Origin of the sequence: Colwellia sp. BRX8-5, from assembly GCF_014077325.1 — a bacterium.
In the GTDB taxonomy this organism is placed as follows: domain Bacteria; phylum Pseudomonadota; class Gammaproteobacteria; order Enterobacterales; family Alteromonadaceae; genus Colwellia_A.
This window is the reverse complement of record NZ_JACGVR010000051.1, coordinates 1-16,934: the sequence shown is the minus strand read 5'-3', so window position 1 is coordinate 16,934 and position 16,934 is coordinate 1. Positions and strand designations below refer to the sequence as shown.

General features: G+C 36.2%; 15 protein-coding genes. All 15 read right to left on the bottom strand.

What is annotated here, in order from left to right; translation table 11 throughout:
* Positions 1–383: hypothetical protein (locus H4J62_RS20230; RefSeq protein ID WP_220471442.1), on the bottom strand; the 383-nt coding region annotated here is incomplete at its 3' end.
* Complete coding sequence (locus H4J62_RS19480; protein ID WP_182231369.1) at positions 380–916, bottom strand: acyltransferase; 537 nt, start codon at positions 914–916, stop codon at positions 380–382. The genes H4J62_RS19480 and H4J62_RS20230, both read right to left, overlap by 4 nt.
* Complete coding sequence (locus H4J62_RS19475) at positions 913–1,827, bottom strand: glycosyltransferase family 2 protein (protein WP_182231368.1); 915 nt, start codon at positions 1,825–1,827, stop codon at positions 913–915. The genes H4J62_RS19480 and H4J62_RS19475 overlap by 4 nt, the downstream gene beginning before the upstream one ends.
* A gap of 124 nt (positions 1,828–1,951) precedes the next feature.
* Complete coding sequence (locus H4J62_RS19470) at positions 1,952–2,767, bottom strand: glycosyltransferase family 2 protein (protein WP_182218738.1); 816 nt, start codon at positions 2,765–2,767, stop codon at positions 1,952–1,954.
* Between the two features lie 6 nt (positions 2,768–2,773).
* Positions 2,774–3,430, bottom strand: a complete 657-nt coding sequence (locus H4J62_RS19465) for a CDP-alcohol phosphatidyltransferase family protein (protein ID WP_182231367.1) — start codon at positions 3,428–3,430, stop codon at positions 2,774–2,776.
* Positions 3,431–4,009: 579 nt separating this feature from the next.
* Positions 4,010–4,459 carry an adenylyltransferase/cytidyltransferase family protein gene (locus tag H4J62_RS19460; protein ID WP_182218497.1) on the bottom strand — a complete coding sequence of 150 codons (450 nt, stop codon included), beginning with the start codon at positions 4,457–4,459 and terminating at the stop codon, positions 4,010–4,012.
* Positions 4,460–4,504: 45 nt separating this feature from the next.
* On the bottom strand, positions 4,505–5,833 hold the full coding sequence (locus tag H4J62_RS19455; RefSeq protein WP_182218499.1) for a flippase: 1,329 nt from the start codon (positions 5,831–5,833) through the stop codon (positions 4,505–4,507).
* A gap of 10 nt (positions 5,834–5,843) precedes the next feature.
* Complete coding sequence (locus H4J62_RS19450) at positions 5,844–6,815, bottom strand: GDP-L-fucose synthase (RefSeq protein WP_182218501.1); 972 nt, start codon at positions 6,813–6,815, stop codon at positions 5,844–5,846.
* A 4-nt stretch (positions 6,816–6,819) separates the two neighbouring features.
* A complete protein-coding gene (gene gmd / locus H4J62_RS19445) occupies positions 6,820–7,953 on the bottom strand; it encodes a GDP-mannose 4,6-dehydratase (protein ID WP_182218503.1) in 1,134 nt (377 codons plus the stop codon).
* 30 nt (positions 7,954–7,983) lie between these two features.
* Positions 7,984–9,405 carry a phosphomannomutase CpsG gene (locus H4J62_RS19440; RefSeq protein ID WP_182218504.1) on the bottom strand — a complete coding sequence of 474 codons (1,422 nt, stop codon included), beginning with the start codon at positions 9,403–9,405 and terminating at the stop codon, positions 7,984–7,986.
* A 23-nt stretch (positions 9,406–9,428) separates the two neighbouring features.
* Positions 9,429–10,829 (bottom strand): mannose-1-phosphate guanylyltransferase/mannose-6-phosphate isomerase, encoded by a 1,401-nt coding sequence (locus H4J62_RS19435; RefSeq protein ID WP_182218506.1) that lies wholly within the window; start codon positions 10,827–10,829, stop codon positions 9,429–9,431.
* A gap of 9 nt (positions 10,830–10,838) precedes the next feature.
* Positions 10,839–11,318, bottom strand: a complete 480-nt coding sequence (locus tag H4J62_RS19430; protein ID WP_182218511.1) for a GDP-mannose mannosyl hydrolase — start codon at positions 11,316–11,318, stop codon at positions 10,839–10,841.
* 391 nt (positions 11,319–11,709) lie between these two features.
* Positions 11,710–13,953 (bottom strand): polysaccharide biosynthesis tyrosine autokinase, encoded by a 2,244-nt coding sequence (locus H4J62_RS19425; RefSeq protein ID WP_182218508.1) that lies wholly within the window; start codon positions 13,951–13,953, stop codon positions 11,710–11,712.
* A 70-nt stretch (positions 13,954–14,023) separates the two neighbouring features.
* The gene (locus tag H4J62_RS19420; RefSeq protein ID WP_182218513.1) at positions 14,024–14,467 is read right to left on the bottom strand and encodes a low molecular weight protein-tyrosine-phosphatase; all 444 of its coding nucleotides are present in this window, start codon (positions 14,465–14,467) and stop codon (positions 14,024–14,026) included.
* 5 nt (positions 14,468–14,472) lie between these two features.
* Entirely contained in the window at positions 14,473–15,600 is a 1,128-nt protein-coding gene (locus tag H4J62_RS19415; RefSeq protein WP_182218509.1) for a polysaccharide export protein, read from the bottom strand.
* Positions 15,601–16,934: the final 1,334 nt, after the last annotated feature.

Below are 16,934 nucleotides of genomic sequence, written 5' to 3'. Positions count from 1 at the left end.
GTGTCTAACAAGTCCACTCTATTGTGTCCATAAAAAATAACTAAACTTAAATTGTTATAAGTTCCATATAAAGAATATAGAACAAGAGGAACAAAAAAATAAAAATATTTCTTAGTAAAAAGTAAATAATCGGTTTTTAATAGCAAGTCAGTCTGTACGATTTCTCGCTTATTAATAGTAAAAAAAAGGGCAACAATACTCATCGTAAGTAGATAATCCAAAACGCTAAGCGGTACAATTGTACTATCTATTACCTTGCTAAAAGGTAATAGATATAGAAACAAAATAGATCCAAGGAATATAACAAGAGGTATTACAAATGGTATAAATGGAAGGTGTTTTTCACTTTGCTGCTTCATATAGAATTGTAATTTTTTACTCATCTAAATTTCCTAATCGATGTCAAAGTAGCTCCGATATTCACAGCTCTTTCACCTCTAACCTCGGCTTTCCCTCCCATTAAAATACTATTCTCTTTATATACACCTTTGACTAAACTATTAGCGGCAAGGACGCTATTTTTCAAAATATGTGTAGCGGGTAAAATCGTAACTCTATTTGCTATCCAACAGTTATCACCAATAATAACCTTACCACTTCGACTGGCATGATTGGGAGCATTGGGATTATGCTCGAGTGACCAAACATTTACTTGTGGTGAAATATCTACATTAGTGCCTATTTCGATGCCATCACCTCGTCCATCGAGGATGCTATTAAAGTTTATATTGGTATAGTCACCAATTTTAACATTACGAATATCTAAAATTCGAACACCTAAACCTATAGATGCTTTTCGACTTATATTTCCCTTTGACAATAAAGAATAGAAAAACATACGAAAATATCGAGAAGGTATTTTATTAAGAATATGATTTATAAAATAAAAAACAATTCCTTTTAAAAACTCATTCATTTTAAAACCTTATTTTTATAGAATATTGCTATTTTGATTAAATGACCTAAATGACTTAGAGTATAGCCAAAATAATTCTTGGCAATTTTTCTATATTCTTTATAGCCTTCAAGACGTAACCTATCACTGACGCCACCATCCCTTTGGGTTGCTATGAATTCGGATAACCCAATGTAATTAGCAGACTTTAGTCCTCGCATTAGTAATTCCACATCCATGCCTATTTTAAATGTAGTATTAAATAAACCAAATTTTTTATAATACGCCATCGTTAGAAAAGAAGAACAATGGCTGAAAGGCACACTAATACACCAGCTTAATTTATTATCATTTTTTATTTGTTTACGACCATCAATCGTTATTTTATTTGTATGACCATAAATCACACTTTGAGCATGATCTCCAAGATTAATATAGCTGCTCACAATGCTTTTAAATGAATCCTTTTCATAATAATCGTCTGCGTTAATCAACCCAACTATCTGCCCAGAACAACATCGAATACCTTTATTAAAAGCATCACTTATACCCTGATCGCTTTCACTGACCCAATAATCAATCCCACTAGTATACTTTTTTATTATATTCAAAGTATTATCAGTAGAACCACCATCAATAACAATGTATTCAACATTATCATAATCTTGGTTTAGAACACTTAGTATCGTTTCCTCAATATGTTTTTGTCCGTTATAAACAATAGTCACAATTGATACTAAAGGTTTGTCACTTCTAGTCTGTTTAAAATACCCCTGTGTTCTTAATCCACCCTCCGCTAACCTATATTTATTTTCAGGTAAGAAAGAGACTGATTCAAACGTATCTGCATCCGATGAGGCAACGTAGGATTTCATCCTAGTAAGTAATTTAGTAGTACTAAATTCATTATTTAAAGACTTAATTTCACTCATTAATTGATCCTTACAATTTCTTATCGATCTGAACAGTATTAATAAAATCTCCAAGAAATTTATTATTAACAAACTTGCACAATAGAGATGTACTCCTTGATGAAGCAGAAAGAATGATAACCAACTAAAACAAACGATTTAAACCACTCAAAAATAAAATTTTTCTAACAATTCGGTTATGAAAATCCCTTTGATTGATCAGATTAAATAGCCATAGTCTACCATTAGGCTGGTTGGATAAAAAAATACTTCGCATCGCAGAAACATGTTTACTAAAATCAACAGATGATAAACCAGTATTATGTTGACGATACTTAATACCATCCACACCGCTAAAATAATACTCATATTTTTTTGCTAGTCTCAATTTAAAGTCCCAGTCTTCATATAAATTAAGACTCTCATTAAAACCACCCACTATTTTGAACATATCCTTTTTAATAAGAAGGTCCCTAGAAAAAGGAATTGCTCTATACAACATCCCTCTATAAATATCACCATCAACTGCATTTGATTTATCAATTTTTTTAGTTATAGGTTGTAGTTCTTCAGTAAATGTCGTAAAACTAGAATATGCGACTATATCTTTGTTGCCATGTTTAACAAATACATTATATTCAGATTGGATTTTATCAAAATAAAACAGGTCATCTGGATCTAATGTAGTGATATATTCGCCTCTAGCATAATCAACACCACGGTTTCTAGAATAGGAAACTCCTTTGTTTTTTTCATTTTTAAAAATAGTTAAATTATCTATTTTCTTTACCAAAGAATTCAAAAGCCCCCAAGATCCATCTGTAGAAAAATCGTCAACGACAATAATTTCAATATTTGAGTATGTTTGGTTTAACACACTTCCGATGCATGCCTCTAAGTATTGTTCATTATTATAGTTGGGAATAATGACGGAAATAAGAGGATCTGTATATTCATTCATAATCGGCTATCCCACCTTGATAAAAATTCTATTCATGAAAAATAAAAAAGTAAAAAACGAAAGAAATAATGATGAAAAATCTGGTATTACAACTGAGAATGGAATTACAACAAATGCTATTTCTACAACCGATATTGGTCGAGAAATTAACCTTCTGCTTGCGCAAAACTCATTCCACTTATTCATATCACTATTCAAATTATTATCACTTTTATTGTTACTTACCGGCTTTAAAACACTATTTATGTGCATGATGCCCAAATAACCACTCCAAATAAGTATAATGACTACCGATAAATAATCATCTTTCATATAAAACCAAACAGCAATAGCTAAAAAACCAAAACTATGAGCTAAAAAATCACATAATGCATCTAGGTATTTCCCGTGAACTGTTTGAATTTCATTTAGTCTAGCTAACTTCCCATCAACACAGTCTAGGGTAGTTGATAGCAACATCAGAATTAGTGCGATAACAGGATAACCGAAATACAAAACAATAAGAGCAAGCACGAATGTATAAAGAGACCCAAATGAAAAATGGTCTGGTGTTAACTGACGCACATAACGAGACGTAAATTTTGCAATAGGTATAGCAAACACATCAAAAAAAATGACGGTTATCCATGCATCTTGAGGCTTTAAAAATTTATTTTTTTCCATTATATTTCCATTATATTTCCATTAAGGATTTAATTTAAATTCTTTTTTCTAAAAAAAGAGCATCTCCAGGATTAGACCTACCATTGATAACGTCGTTCATATGTTCAGAAACAGAACTAGCATTAACTGCATTAGCATTACTTAAAGTTAAATTGTCTCTAAATTGGGTATTAACAGCAGCAGGACATAAGCAAAAAACGCTAAACCGACCATTGGATAAACATTTAGTAAATGTAATAACTCCTGTCAGGATAAGATTCATAACCTACGGTAGCAGATATATTTATTACAATACATTTTCAATTTTTCCAATGCATTTTTACTACGAAGGTAAGTTCCCACAAAATTTACTTTTATATCCTTAATCCAAAGTGCACTATCAGAATGTAGTAAACGTTTTGGGTAGATAACTCGAGCATTATTGATAAGTACATCAATTTTGTTATTAAAAAAAAATTTTAATTGAAAGTTAATCTGTAACGTCAAACTCAGAACGCGACGGTGTAATCACTTTATATTCTTGCTCAATTTTTTTAAGATTTTGAGCAAGATCACCACCACCATCTATTAATATGGCCTTCACTCAATTTTCTCTGGATTTTTATGTTCATCAGAATTTTTTATTAAGTCTGCATATTGACTATGAATTTGTTTTTTTAGGTTTGTTGTACTTACTCCTTCACCGTAAGGGAAGTAAAAAACCTTTACATCTAAATCTCTCAAATAATCATATTTTCCCTTCCAGTCATCACCTACAACAAAAATATCAATATTTAAATCTTTCACCCTCTCTGTATGCTCTAATGATCGTTGAGGTATGACCACCTGAGGGTGTTTCAAGGCTTGTACTATAGCTAATCGCTCTTCAAATGGTATTGCTGGAGGTTTTTTATATGTACACACTAGTTCATCGGTGCTCACCCCAATAATTAATGTATCACCTAATCCAGCGCCATATTCTATCATTTTCAAATGATTACTATGAAAAAGGTCAAAGGTTCCTGAAACATAAACTACAGTTTTTTTCATAATTTTCCTTAAATGTATTTGTTATTTTGCATATAAATAAAATGCTTAGTAATATATTTTTAAAAAGAGTCTAAACGGTAAAAGTAATGCTTTGGTTTGCATCCAAAAGACTGCACGTAATTTACTATTCATTGCGTTGTATAAGTATGAAGCAATTATTTGTGCAATTAAAGTAGCAATAGCAGCCCCATAAATACCATATTTTGGAATTAGAATAAAATTCAAAAATATATTTATAATAGCACCAGCAAGAGTTCTATAAAAATAGTATTTCTGTAAGTTTTCAGCCACAAACCACTTACTACTAGCTACACCTAAAAAGACGAAAACGGCAGACCATATATGGATTTTTAGGACACCAATAGCACTATTATATTGAGAGCCATAAAGAAGGTTTATAACATCATCACTTATAAATGTAATAGGCAGTGCTATAATAATAGATAACCATGCCATTAAATCATACAGCTTTTGACATCGCGAAAGATACAAAGTTTTTGAGGTCTCTTTTGCATTTAATATTGCAGGAAATAATGACGATGCAATCACTACAGGAATAAAATACCAAACTTCACTTAATCTAACTGCTGCAGCATATTGGCCAACAGAACCAGCATCAAGCATTTCTTTAATCATGACCTGATCTATTTTCATATACATAGTAATAACTAACCCACTCAAAATTAGTGGCCAGCTATCTTTCAGTAATGATTTAGCCATCTTTTTGTCGAAAGACCAAAAAAAGACTTGCAATTCATTTTTAAAATAAAAATAAATAAAACCACACGCTAGCACTAGGCTATCGAAAAGAATGACATAAGCGAAAGCAATTAAAGGGGCTTCATTTAAAATCAAGATAACTTTAATAATTGATGACAGCAAAAGAGAAGATACATTGCTATAAACAACATATTTACTTAACACTCTACTTTGAAAATAAAAATCTATCGTGTTGAAACTTTGAAAGATCGTCGCTGAAGCGATAATAAAAATAAGTAAATTAGTTTGGTGATCATTTGATTGAAAAAACACAGCGACAGCAAGTAATGAAAGCACTAAAATAGCACCAACCAATTTAAGTATAAACGTAGTACCTAAAAGTTTGTCTCTATGGCTTTCATCTTTCACTAACGCCCTTATAACAATTCCGTCAAGCCCTAATGTCGCAAATGTAGCAAAAAGAGCAACAAAACTTTGCGCATAACTAAATAGCCCAAATTGCTCAGGGCCTAAATAGCGAGCGATCCAAATACCAACGAAAAGGCCAAGAGTCATCCTTAATATTTTTTCACCAAGAAGCCATGAGGTGTTTTTTAAGTATTTCATAACACCTTGATTATTTTTTAAATTTGTTAATTTGATTTTTATATCCATTGAGATGCTTTCAATATCTCAAGTTATTTCGGTTATTTATAAACCAGTGATAAGCAGAGCTTAACCCATCTTCTAAAGAAACAGAGTATTCCCAACCCAGTGACTTGAGTCTGCCAACATTCATTAGCTTACGGGGTGCGCCATCTGGTTTAGTTACATCAAATTTTACATCACCTGTAAAACCTACAACTTTAGCTACAGTTTCAACCAACTCTTTGATTGTACAATCGACACCTGTACCAACATTAATATGGCTTAGCATAGGCTCTGTATTTTCATCATAAGTAGTTTTATCTAAATTCATAACATGAATAGATGCATCAGACATATCATCAACATACAAAAATTCACGCATCGGCTTGCCACTGCCCCATGCAATAACTTCTTTATCACCATTTAATTTTGCTTCATGAAACCGTCGCAAAAGAGCAGGGATAACATGACTATTTTCGGGGTGAAAATTATCATGTGCACCATAAAGATTGGTCGGCATGACACTACGATAATCTCGGCCATACTGTCGGTTATAGCTTTCACACAGTTTGATGCCAGCTATTTTAGCTACGGCATAAGGTTCGTTAGTTTCTTCAAGTGTACCGGTTAAAAGAGCGGTTTCCTTCATTGGCTGCTCTGCCAATTTAGGATAAATACATGAAGAGCCTAAAAATAATAATTGCTGAATATTTGCCAAGTGTGCGCTGTGTATAATATTGCACTGAATCATTAAGTTTTCATAAATGAAATCAGCAGGGTAAGTATTATTAGCAACAATCCCACCCACTTTAGCCGCAGCTAAATAGACTTGTTCTATTTTTTCAGCTTGAAAAAAATCAACGACAGCTTGCTGATTAGTTAAGTCTAACTCAGTCCGCGTGCGAATAATGATGTTAGTATAACCACTTGCTTCAAGCTGACGAACAATCGCCGACCCAACCATGCCACGGTGTCCAGCAACAAATATCTTAGTATCTAAGGCAAGCATACTCTTACCCCTGATTTTCAATTGACATAGCGACTTTATGACCGTGCGCTTTAAGTAGTGCATGTTGCTTTGCTTTACTTAAATCGTTCTGAACCATCTCAGCACACATTTCTTCTACGGTAATTTGTGGTACCCAACCTAATTTTTCTTTTGCTTTTGAAGGGTCACCAAGCAAAGTTTCAACTTCTGCCGGGCGGAAATAGCGTGGGTCAACACGTACAATAACATCACCAACAGTTAATGCTTGCGCGTTATCGCCAGTGATAGCTTTAACTGTCGCTATTTCATCAAGACCTTCACCAGTAAATTCTAATTCAATACCTACTTCTTTAGCTGATAATGATACAAATTCACGTACAGATATTTGCTTGCCCGTTGCAATAACAAAGTCATCGGCAGTTTCTTGTTGTAACATCATCCATTGCATACGCACGTAATCTTTAGCATGCCCCCAATCACGAAGTGCGTCCATATTACCCAGGAATAAACATTTTTCTAAGCCTTGAGAAATATTGGTAATAGCACGGGTAATTTTACGCGTAACAAAGGTTTCACCACGCCGAGGTGATTCGTGATTAAACAAAATACCGTTACATGCATACATACCGTAAGATTCACGGTAGTTAACAACTATCCAGTACGCATACATTTTTGCTACTGCATAAGGAGAACGAGGGTGAAAAGGGGTCGTTTCTTTTTGTGGTATTTCTTGTACTTCACCATAAAGCTCTGAAGTAGACGCTTGGTAAAATTTAGTTGTTTTTTCCATGCCTAAAAAGCGAATAGCTTCTAATAAACGAAGTGTGCCCATGGCATCTACATCAGCAGTATATTCAGGACATTCAAATGAAACAGCGACATGTGACTGTGCCCCTAAGTTATAGACTTCATCAGGTTGAACATCTTTGATAATGCGCGTTAAATTTGAAGAGTCGGTCAAGTCGCCGTAATGTAAAAAGAACTTTTGATTATTTTCATGATTATCTTGATAAATATGGTCTACACGCTCAGTATTTAGCGACGATGCACGTCGTTTAATACCATGTACTTCATAGCCTTTTTCTAATAATAATTCAGCAAGGTAAGACCCATCTTGGCCTGTAACACCTGTGATTAATGCTACTTTATTCTTTGTCATTTCTATTTCCTAAATCCTATGTACAAGATGTTATTTTCTTAACAACTCTAATAATTCATTTGTTTTTTCTTGCATTAAAGCGACATTACCTTTCGCTTCAACATTGAGTCTAACTACCGGCTCAGTATTTGATGTTCTTAGATTAAAGCGCCATTCAAACGTGTTTTCAGCATTTATCTCTTTAAAAGATAAACCGATACCGTCTGTATAATCGATGTCTACCGCTTGTTCTTTGTATTGCTCTAATACTCGTTCTATCGCTAACGTTGGATTGTCGAGTTTTGAATTAATCTCTCCTGAGCTAGGAAAAGCAGCAATACAATTTTTAACCATCGAAGATAACGTCTGTTTTTTAACTGATAATAACTCTGCAACTAATAACCATGGGATCATACCACTGTCGCAATAAGCAAAATCGCGAAAGTAATGATGAGCACTCATTTCTCCGCCATAAACAGCATCTTCTTTACGCATTCGCTCTTTAATAAAAGCATGACCTGTTTTAGACATAATGGCTTCGCCATTATTTTCTTTAATTATTTGCTCGGTATTCCAAGTTAGGCGCGGATCATAAATGATTTTTGTTGGTTTTTCACTTCCACCCGTATTTTTTTTCAAAAAAGCTTCAGCTAGTAAACCTACGATATAATACCCTTCGATGAATTCACCTGTTTCATCAAACAAAAAACATCTATCGAAATCGCCGTCCCATGCTATCCCCATATCGGCATTATGCTCACGAACCGCTTTAGCGGTATCTTCCCTATTTTCGATCAATAGTGGATTAGGTATACCATTAGGAAAATCACCATCAGCTTCGTGATGCACTTTAATCAATTCAATTGGGATGTTGAGCTGTTTAAACGCTACCTCTATTGCATCAACAACATGACCAGCAGCGCCATTACCCGAATTTACCACTAATTTAAGTGGGGTAATATTTTCAGGGGCTATGTATGTCATTAAGTGGTCAACATAAGCAGCCAAATTCGAAATTTGTGTATACTCCCCTTTTGGTGATGCTTGCGTAATAAGATCGCTATTTTTCCAAGGCTGACTTTCGGCTAGCGCTTTAATGGCATTTAAGCCTGTATCACCACTTATTGGCTTAGAATCTTCTCTGACAAATTTCATACCATTATAATTCATCGGGTTATGGCTCGCTGTTACTTCAACACCACCACACATGCCTAGATTTTTAGTAGCAAAATAGATTTCTTCAGTGCCCGTCATCCCTATATCAAATACGTCTACACCTTCATCTCGTAGACCATCTGAAAAAGAGAGTTTTAATGATTCTGAGGTTAAACGAATGTCACCACCTACTACAACTTTTTTAGGCTTTAAGTACAAAGCAAAAGCTCGTCCTATTCGGTAAGCGATCTCATCATTGAGTTCATCACCTAATTTTCCACGAATATCATATGCTTTAAAACAAGTAAGTTCAGTCATATATTTTCTCTTAAGTGTTGGTTTTACACGCGACCATATCGGTCTTCAAAACGTACAATATCATCTTCACCTAGATAGGTTCCTGACTGAACTTCAATCATTTCTAAAGGTAATTTCCCTGGATTTTCCAGCGCATGAATCACACCAATGGGTATGTATGTAGATTCATTTTCTGTCACTAAAAATGTTTTATCGCCATTTGTGACCTTTGCCGTACCTGACACCACTATCCAATGCTCAGCTCTGTGATGATGCATTTGAATAGACAGTTTCTCACCAGGCTTAACCGTTATACGTTTTACTTGATAGCGCGTTCCTGTATCAATAGAATCATATTTACCCCAAGGACGATAAACTTCACGATGATTCTTAAATTCGCTTCTACCTTCCGCTTTCAATTGCTCTACAATTCTCTTTACATCTTGTACTCTATCTTTACTAGCAACGAGTAAAGCATCTTTTGTGTCAACGATAACTAAATTGTCGATACCAACCGTTGCAATTAATCGTTCACTGCCTTGGATTAAGCAGTTAGTCGTTTCGTGTATAATGCTGTCACCAACCACGGCATTGCCATTAGAGTCTTTGTTGTTTACATCCCATAATGCAGACCAAGAACCAATATCACTCCAACCTGCATCTAATGGAACCACAACCGCATCCGCTGTTTTTTCCATTACCGCATAATCAATAGATTCATCAGGACATTTTTCAAAGGCACCTTTATCTATTCGAATAAAGTCTTCATCTTTTGAGGTGTTTGCCAAAGCACTTTCACATGCTGTATAAATATCAGGTCTAAATTGCTTTAATTCTTCTAAGTACCGACTTGCTTTCATTAAAAACATGCCGCTATTCCAATAATGCTCTTTCCCTTCAAAGTATTCACTGGCTATTTCTGCATTAGGTTTTTCAACAAAGGCATCGACTTGAAAGCCATGTTCGTTAACAGATTCACCACGCTTTATGTAGCCATAACCGGTATGCGCTTCGGTAGGTACAATACCAAAAGTCACAAGTTTACCCGCTTCGGCTAAAGGAATAGCTTTTTCGACAGCATCAACAAAAGCGCTTTCATTTTCAATAACGTGATCGGCAGCTAAAATAAGAATTAAAGAGTCTTTAGATGCCATTACTGTTTTTGAAGCTAAGGCAATTGCAGGCGCTGTATTACGGCCAACAGGCTCTAAGATAATTGAGCCAGATTGATTGATTTCACGTAATTGCTCAGCCACGATAAAACGGTGCTCTTCATTACAAATAACTACCGGCCGTTCAAGCGTTAACCCAGAAAGTCTTTGTAAGGTTTGCTGTAGCATTGTTTCATTGCCGTTTAAGGCTAAAAACTGCTTAGGGTATAACGAGCGACTAAGTGGCCACAAGCGAGAGCCTGAGCCCCCAGCCATTATAACGGGAGTGATCATTTATATTCCTTACTTTAAATTTGCAATCAAGTTATCAGCTTGTTTATTTTTCTGAAAATACCACTTGGTATGAATATGGACATCGTTATGAGCTAACAACGCCATTTCTGAAAACCAACGATAATCGTTATGTTGAGCAACGGGTAATGAAGCGATATCTCCATTAAAGATAACTTCATAAGCTAACACGACATAATGCGTTGTAAAGGCTTCTTCAGAAAAGTTATCCTCATAAAAATGCTGATAGACGCCCTTAAAATAGCTCGACGTTTTATCCATATCTAACTCTATTCTGAGTAAACGCGTATAGGCTTGTTCAATGGGTTCATCTTTTAAGACTCTGCCACCAGGCACAAACCATGCACCTTGTGCAGGTCGATTTACGCGTTTTCCTAATAATATATAACCTTGGGGATCTCGAACCAGTAAATCGATCGAGACTAATGGTGTTGAGGCAACAATGGTTTTAAAGGTATTTTCGGCTAACATCCGTATTATTTCTTTCCTATTCATCAATAAAACGTTGAATTAATTCAACATCTAAACTCTGATCTATTTTACACATGAGGCGAAAAACGTCATTTCTGAGACATTACGTAACGCTCGTAATTAACATTTATTCGTTTAAAATTTTTCACTTATAAGAGCTTAAACCGTAAACTTATTTCTATACCAATAGGTCCGTATATTAATGTCGGATAATTTATAGTTTGCATTTATTACTAATTTTTATTTATTAGTAATTGCGCGTATAAATTTCCGCCTACAAAGCCCATGGATTCCCGACAAGACAACTCGGGAATGACGGTATAGTCAAACTCGGGAATGACGGTATAGCTAAACTCGGGAATGACGGTATAGCCAAACTCGCGCCTACGGGTTATTTATCTGATTTATATTCGTAGTTAGCGTATCCGTAATAGCCATAGGCGTTACTGGCTTTTTTAAGAACGCCATTAAATACCACACCTTTTACATCGATACCGTTTTGTTCAAAACGTTGGCGAGCGTAATCTATTTCTTTAATGCCATTTTGACCAAAGCGCGTAACAAGTAGCATGCTTCCCGCATGGCCGCCAACAATGGCTGGATCTGTAACCGCTAAAATAGGGGGTGTATCAATAATGATAATGTCGTACTTAGTTTTTATTTCTGCGATTAATTTACTAAAATTGGCATGCATTAATAGCTCAGACGGGTTAGGGGGTACTTGACCCCGTGTAATAATGTCAAAACCTACTACATCAGTCGATTTAGTGACCTGCTCTAGCATTTGTTGGCCTGATAAATATTCAGACAAACCGTTTTTCCATGCAAAGCCAAAATGCTTATGGATATAGCCTTTACGCATATCAGCGTCTATTAACAACACTTTTTGGCCACTCTGCGCGAGCACCACCCCTAAGTTTGCTGATATGAAAGATTTACCGACACCTGGAGAAGGTCCAGAGATAGCAATAACATTATTTTTGGCTTCCATCATGGCAAAGTGCAGACTGGTACGCAGGCTACGTAATGCCTCTATAGATAAATCTGCTGGGTTATCTACGGCTAATACCTTTTTTCCTGCCTGATTTTTTCGTTTCTTACCACTAATTAAATCTGACAATTTATCTTGATAGGCTGAGAAAGGCACACTGGCATATACTGGCATGCCAATCGCTTCTATTTCACTTGGGTCTTCAACGCCTTTATGCAGTGCTTTTTGTATAAGTACTATCGCTATCGCTAACATACCGCCTAGCATAGTAGCCATAACTACAATTAATGCTTTTTTAGGTTTTACTGGCTTGGTAGTATTAACTTCAGCTACATCAATTATACGCACATTACCTACCGTACCGGCACGTACAATATCTAACTCTTGTACTTTACCTAGCAGCATCATATAAATTTCGTTACCTACTTCAACATCACGGGTCAGGCCTAATAGTTTTTGTTGCATTTCAGGTAAGTTAGATATTTTTTGTGCTAAGCCATCACGTTGTTTTTGTACGGCATCTATTTGTTCAACAATGCCTTGGTAGTTAGGATGGGTACGTTTGAACTTTCGAGACATAGCAAGACGATTAAGGTCAAGTTCTTGTAACTTGGTATCTAGCTCAACTATTTGCTCCAATACCCCTTGAGTTTCGAGGGTGATATTGACTGATTTTTGGTTTATTTGATAATCGTTAAATAAGGCTTCCGACACTTCTAATTGCTTTTTAATTTCAGGTAATTGTACTTCTAAAAAGTCCAGCGATTTTTTAGCTTCTGCTGAGTTTCTATCAACATTTCTACGTACATATATTTCAGCTGCTTTGTTTAATACATTTTCAGCGTAAGCAGGTGTTTGATGTTGCAAGCTTAAATTAACAATACCTGAGTCTGTACCTTTTTCGCTAGCACCAATGGCTGCCTGTAAATCAACAATGGTATTTAAACGATCTTTACGGATAACAGTAAATTCAGTACCTGCTCTTGCCGTTAACGCTTTAAGGGTAATACTGAAAATGCCATTAGTGAGTTCTTCGCCTACTTTACCTTGTAAAATCACTTCTTCATTTGCTGATAATAGTTTATAGGTATGATTTTCGCCAGCAAGCACTATATACTCAAGATTGATAGCGTACTTAGGCACATCAAAGCGGAATACATCAATTTTTTCACCACCCCAAGCGTAACTTACTGCACCAAAACTGGCGGGTGCCACCTCGCCTGTTTTTGTCGGGTTGAATATTCTAAAACTACGACCACCAATTACTGGGAATAATTTTGGCTTGGCAACAATATCTAATTTCAACGCATCAACGGCTTCGCCGATAACAGAGCGAGACTTTAACAATTCGATTTCTGTAATTGATTTAGAGCTACTTTCAAACATGCCGGCCATATCATCTAACCCTGGTACTGAACCACCACTTTCTTCTACTTGAATCATTGCCGTTGCTTGATAGATAGGCGTTGAAAACATGGCGACAGCAACGCCTACCAGCATAAAGATAGCTGTGATAATACAGATAAAAAACTTACGATCGACTAACGCGCCAAAGAGAGACATTAAGTCAATTTCGTTCGCTGGTGCATTGTTGCCTTGCTGATTTTTGACTGTAGGCTGAGCTATATTTTCATTAATTGACATATAAAGTGTACTTTTTAATAAATAATTCAGAATTTAAACTTTTTGTTTAAGAGTAAATTAAAACGCTAGTTTAAAGGTATTTGGTCCAAGCAGAACAGGCTTTATCAACTAATTGATAAACATGCTCAAACGCTTCATGACTTTGGCGATAAGGATCAGGTATCTCTGTATTATCGATCCATTTACCTAACAAAAAGGTTTTTCCTCTGGCCTGTGGATATTTACCTAACAAATCGGTTAAGTGACGTTCTTCCATCACTAAAATCAAATCATTTTCTGTAATTAATGCTGAGTTGAGTTGCCTGCCTTGGTGCGGGCTCATATCAATATTATTGCTTAAGGCAATACTCGTTGCTGTTGCTTCTGCGCTATTACCCACTAATGCGGTTAGTCCTGCTGAAGAAACTTTTATTTGGCTATCGCCTTTGTCCTTTAGCTTATCTTTAAGTAAGTATTCACCCGTAGGGCTTCGACAAATATTACCCGCACACACAACTAAAATATTATTAAACATCGCCATTAGAAAATAGTACCTTGATTTTTAATCGTTGATATATTTTCAAGTGCAGCAATAGTGGGTACAAGTTGGCTGATTAAACGATTCCAACGCGCAATAGGTGCTGTGGTAACGTAAACGATATCGCGAGGCTGTAATTTAAATTGATCGGCTAATACCAGTGCAATTACATTTTGTGCATGTAATTGATAAACATCAGCAATGATGCCTTCTTGGTTGTCTGGTCGTTTGCGTAAAACAAACACACCATTAGCATTGGCTGTTTTTTCGTTTAAACCGCCCACGTCACTTAACGCTTCAGCAAGGCTTAAGCCATAACGATTAATTTCAATGCTACCGGCTTTGTTTACATCACCAAGAACAAATACTTTTTGATTGTCTGTGCGATTTACATGAAGGATATCACCGTGTTTTAGTAAACGGTTTTGACTGATATCACCTTTGGTATAAAAGTCATCTAGCTTAATAATTTCGGTTTGATTGTTTCGTGTAAAAGTGACTGTGCGCCAATCGGCTCTTTCACTTAAACCGCCAGCTTGGTTTATTGCGTCGATTAACGTCAGTGGAATTTCGGTAACTGGGTATACGCCTGGCTTGTTTACTTCGCCGGTAACATAAGCTCTTTGGCTATTAAAACCGACTACTTTTATATCTAGTTGTGGTTTTTCAATAACTCGGCTTAGTTTTTCTACTAATATCGCGTGTAATTGTCTAATGGTTTTACCGGCAGCAGGTACATTCGCGGCATAAGCATAGGTAATGGTGCCATCAGCTTGAATTCTAAAACCGTCAAATGCAGCAGTTCTTTGAACAGCTGCCGGAATAGTAAGTTCGGGATGGTCCCATACACCAATAGATAATACATCACCAATACCAAGCACATAATCATAACCTTCGATTGACATTGGATTGTATTTTTTGGCTTTAGTGAAGGCTTGTTGGTTGTCTTTTAATTCAGAGATAAGCGCTGAATCGATCACCGAAATACTAACATTCGATAAGTCTTGAGCTAGCGTAGAAGTTTCAGGTTCAACATCAACGCCTTCCATATGACTGCCAGGGATCATACTACAACTACTCAGCATCAATAATGACAATGAGACAACTAGTTTTTTAGAGTATTTTAACATCGTGTAAGTTTATTCAATCCTTCGCTAAGTGAGTCAACTGCCGTGTTGTTTTGAAATTTTTGATGCTTATTGTAAAAACATCTTAACAATGCGTACAGTTTTCGCTTTATTATTATGGCCATCTTAATGCCGGAATAGTCAGCAGACAAATATAATTGCATGCTTTCATCTAAACGATATATACATTTCAAAATATGAACGTATGGGCTTAGATAGTTAAAGCTGTATTGCGCAGAATAATACGCAAGTTATTAACTATTGTCTAGTCAGAAAAAAGGAAAGTGTGGGAGTAACAGAGTTGTTTCCTTGTGGTGCTGGATTTATGTTGATATCTGGTTTGGGCACGTTGCTGTTTGTCGTCATGTTAATGGCGTTATGCTGAGTTTATTTCAGTATCTGGTGTAGGCGCGTTAACGCTTGTCGTCATGCTGAATTCATTTCAGTATCTGGGGTTTGTTGAGTAAGTACAGATCCTGAAACGAGTTCAGCATGACGGTGGTGGCTGCTGGCTGATGGTATTTGTGCCTGGTGCCGGTGGTGGTATCTGTTTGATAGGGTAAATACTAGAGTACGTTGCCCTTTTGTCGTCATGCTGAATTTATTTCAGTATCTGGGTTGGTTGAGTAAGTACAGATCCTGAAACGAGTTCAGGATGACGGTGATGGGGTCAGGCTGATGGTGTTTGAGTCTGGTTGACGGTGGCTGGGTCTGGTTGACGGGCTTCATACGTAGAGTTACGTTGCCCTTCTGTCGTCATGCTGAATTTATTTCAGTATCTTGTTTAGACGGTTTGCCCCCTGGCCGTCATACTGAATTTATTTCAGTATCTGGGGTTTGTTGAGTAAGTACAGATCCTGAAACGAGTTCAGGATGACGGTGGTGGTGGCTGGCTGATGGTATTTGTGCCTGGTGCCGGTGGTGGTATCTGTTTGATAGGGTAAATACTAGAGTACGCTGCCCTTGTGTCGTCATGCTGAATTTATTTCAGTATCTGGGGTTTGTTTAACAAGTACAGATCCTGAAACGAGTTCAGGATGACGGTGGTGGGGTTTGGTTGACGGTATTGGCGGCTAGATAGTGGTGGTGTCTGTTGACGGTGGTTCTGTCTGGCTGATGGAATACATACGTAGAGTTACCTTGCCCTTTTGTCGTCATGCTGAATTTATTTCAGTATCTGGGGTTTGTTGAGTAAGTGTAGATCCTGAAACGAGTTCCAATGCTGATCGTTTTAGATGAAATATAGTACTTGAACGATCTTTCGAGTGTGTCATATTTATTTCTTTTTACAGGAAATAAAGCATGTTAAGTGATGAGTTAGCGTATTTTTTTGACGA